The organism is Fodinibius sp. (genome assembly GCF_041642155.1).
GTDB lineage: Bacteria > Bacteroidota > Rhodothermia > Balneolales > Balneolaceae > Fodinibius.
This window is the reverse complement of sequence record NZ_JBEPWZ010000295.1, coordinates 1-3,645: the sequence shown is the minus strand read 5'-3', so window position 1 is coordinate 3,645 and position 3,645 is coordinate 1. Positions and strand designations below refer to the sequence as shown.

The window sequence follows — 3,645 nt, the reverse complement described above, 5'->3', positions numbered from 1 at the left end:
TCCCAAACTCATCCCTGGTTGTGGCTGGGAAATCAAGATGATCCAGCTCCCCGTCAAAGATGGCGTTATGCAGGCTCCATTGCGCCAGTGAAATGTCAAAAAAAAGATCGTCCTCCGACTCCGAGGTTTCTCCTGAGCTGCATGCTGAAATAAGGCCGGTTATTGATATTGATGCAGCCGCTGCGCCCAATCCTCCCACCTGTAAAAAATGCTTTCTATCCATAATGATTCCCGTTGTAATATTTTTAGCGCAAGATCAGTCATCCCACATATCCTTTCATACTGCCCGGACTGACAATCATTGTCGCTACTATGATTTATAATTGTTTTCGCTTGTAATGTAACAAAATATTTATGGGATGCAATTTGCACCTTGGTATTTTTTTGTCATATTAACGTGAAAATATTTTTACAAAAACTGTGATTATTTTTTCACATACTTGACTGTGTTAAAAAGGATATTGCAAATAAGAAATCGGACCAAAACACAAGGATTACTTAATGAATAGATTATTACAAGCGAAGCTTAGCCTCATGATGTTTCTGGAGTTTTTCGTTTGGGGGGCCTGGTATTCGACCGTTGCCGTGTATATGACCGTCAATGGAATGGAGAACCTGACACACTGGCCCTTCACGGTTAACCCCATCGCCGCCATAGCGGCTCCTTTCTTTGTGGGACTCATTGCCGATCGTTATTTTGCCACGGAAAAGGTACTTGGATTCCTGCACATTTTGGGCGCGGTTTTCATGTTCCTGACGCCTATGGCTGTGGATAGTCCGGTTATTTTCATCCTTCTGCTGCTTGCCTACAACCTCTGCTATATGCCAACAATGAGCCTGGCAAATACCCTTTCCTTCCACCATATTCAAGACCAGGAAAAGGATTTTCCCATTATCCGGGTGTTTGGAACGATCGGCTGGATTGTGGCGGGACTGATTATCAGTTTTGTGTTGGGACAGTTTTTAGCGGAAAATGTTATCCCCGAAGAAACGGCTTTGCCCCTCTACTTGACGTCCGCGGCCAGTCTGCTGCTGGGACTTTATAGCTTCACTCTCCCCCATACGCCGCCGCCTGCTGCGGGCGAAGAGATTTCTATCCGCAGTATTGTAGGTATTGACGCTATCAAGAAACTGGGCAGCAAATCATTTTATGTGTTCCTGGCCAGCTCTCTTTTAATCTGTATTCCACTGGCTGCATATTACAACTTCACGCAAATTTTCCTGGGCGATGCCGGATTTGACAATATTGCCGCTACCCTGACGATCGGACAAATGTCCGAAGCGCTCTTCATGGTGCTGATCCCGGCCATGTTTGTCCGCCTCGGCGTCAAATGGATGCTGGCGGCCGGCATGTTTGCCTGGGTTTTGCGCTATGCCTTCTTTGCCCTCGGGGCTACCGACCCGATCATCTGGATGATCATAACCGGTATTGCCCTGCATGGTATCTGTTATGACTTCTTCTTTGTGACGGGACAAATTTATGTGGATAAAAAATCAACCCCCGACATTCGGGGACAGGCGCAGGGGCTGATTGTTCTTATTACCTACGGTGTGGGTATGCTGATCGGTGCCCAGGTAGCAGGACAGGTATACAATGCCTTCCTGGGAACGGCGTCGTCGCTGAGCCTGGCGCAGTGGCATGACTTCTGGTGGATCCCTGCTATATTTGCCGCGGGTGTCATGATATTCTTTATCGTTTTCTTTAATGACCAGGTGCTGGATGAAGATACGACCGCTGAGGATATAACAGTATAATGATCTTAAACAATAGAAAAATACGCTGATGTCGCTCCAAAAAAACAGCTGCTATACACCTGCTCACGTTGAATATCCAATTCTGCTGAAAATACTCCTGCTCTGCTCCTTGTTATTCATGGTCGCTGGCTGTGGTAACCAGCCAGAACTGGAAATCATATCGATCCCGGAGGAAGAAGCGGCCGGGGATGCTAAAACAATTCGCGACGAGGTGACTGTTCAGCTCGCCGATAACGACCTGGCGCTAACGCTTTGGGCTTCCGAAAAACTGCTGGCCGATCCCATCGGATTGGATATCACCAACGACGGAGAAGCTTTTGTCTCTGTTACAAACCGGCGAAGCAGCTCAAAACCCGATATCCGCGGCCATGAGGAGTGGATGACAGAATCGATGAGCTGGACCACCGTGGAGGAGCGAGCGGCTTTTCTGACGAAAACGCTATCTCCTGAAAACAGCGGCCAAACCAGCAGCTGGCTGGAAGACCTGAACGGGGATGGATCGCACGACTGGAAAGATCTGACAGTTGACGGGGAGGAAATTTATAGGATTTCCGACCGATCGGGTGACGGCATAGCAGACTATTCCCAACTCTATTTGCGGGACTTCCGGGAGAAGGAGACGGATGTGGCGGGGGCTGTTCTGGCCAAAGGCGAAGATGTGTTTATCGGGGTTGCGCCTGACATGTGGCGGACCCGGGACACCGACGAGGATGGAATGGCTGACAGCAAGAGCTCCATCAGTTATGGATACGGGGTTCACCTCGGGTTCAGGGGACACGGCATGTCTGGACTTACGACGGGTCCCGACGGACGAATTTACTGGAGTATCGGGGATGTGGGGCTGAATGTGGAGGGACCGGACGGGAAACGCTGGTTTTATCCCAATCAGGGAGCCATTCTGCGCTCCGACCCTGACGGCAGTAATTTTGAGGTCTTCGCGGCGGGACTTCGCAATCCTCATGAATTTTCTTTTGATCAGTACGGGAACATGGTATCGGTGGATCACGACGGGGATCATGCCGGGGAGCAGGAGCGGGTGGTATATATTGTCAACGGGTCCGACAGCGGGTGGCGGATCAACTGGCAGTTTGGGAAATATACGGACCCCAAAAACAACGATTACAAGGTCTGGATGGATGAAAACTACTTTAAACCCCGGTTTGAAAACCAGGCCGCTCATATTCTCCCCCCGGTGGCCAACTACATCAATGGCGCCGCGGGCATGGCTTATAATCCCGGCACCGCGCTCAGTGACAAATGGAAAGAACACTTTTTTGTGTCCTATTTCGTCGGTGGTGCCTCCGGATCGGCCATTAACGCTTTCACCCTCGAACCCAAAGGCGCTTCCTTTGAGTTGGATACCGACCAACCGTTTATGCGGGGCATCCTGCCGACCGGCCTGGACTTTGGTCCCGATGGCGCGCTTTACTTTGCTGACTGGATCGAAAGCTGGAACACAAACGATATGGGACGTATCTGGCGGATTGACACCCCTGCTGAAACCGACTCGGCAATCAGGAAAGAGACCAAGCAACTGTTAGGCGATGACTTTGGCACCTATGAGGAGGAGCGTTTATCCTCTTTGCTCGGACATGAGGATATGCGGGTGCGAAAAAAGGCCCAGTTTGAACTCGTTGACCGGTCGTCTAAACAGCGGCTGCTGGAAGTGATTGACCAACAGGATAACCAGCTGGCCCGGCTCCACGCCATATGGGGGATCGGACAACTGGCCCGCGATGAGGTCGAAGAGGCCGAATCGCTGGTGGCCTATTTGAATGATGACGATCCCGAGATACGAGCACAGGTTGCTAAAACCCTTGGAGATGTACGCTATCCGGGGGCCGCGGACGCAGTGCTTCCCCTGCTGGAGGATGAATCGCTGCGCGTGCA

The 3,645-nt window shown here is 50.7% G+C and carries 2 protein-coding genes and 1 pseudogene; 2 read left to right on the top strand and 1 reads right to left on the bottom strand.

The window, feature by feature from the left end; all coding sequences use genetic code 11:
• A pseudogene (locus ACESLU_RS12935) lies at nt 1-223 on the bottom strand (sugar phosphate isomerase/epimerase); the annotation flags it as partial.
• A gap of 278 nt (nt 224-501) precedes the next feature.
• Between ACESLU_RS12935 and ACESLU_RS12930 the strand changes: the two are divergent.
• Both ACESLU_RS12930 and ACESLU_RS12925 read left to right on the top strand, forming a co-directional pair.
• On the top strand, nt 502-1,755 hold the full coding sequence (locus ACESLU_RS12930; protein ID WP_372639047.1) for an MFS transporter: 1,254 nt from the start codon (nt 502-504) through the stop codon (nt 1,753-1,755).
• Nucleotides 1,756-1,873: 118 nt separating this feature from the next.
• Nucleotides 1,874-3,645, top strand: a 1,772-nt coding sequence (locus tag ACESLU_RS12925; RefSeq protein WP_372639048.1) for a HEAT repeat domain-containing protein, incomplete at its 3' end; no start/stop codon positions are given.

What these genes read in the sequence shown, in the direction of transcription:
- ACESLU_RS12930 (WP_372639047.1), top strand. Translation starts at nt 502, where the DNA reads ATGAATAGATTATTACAAGCGAAGCTTAGCCTCATGATGTTTCTGGAG.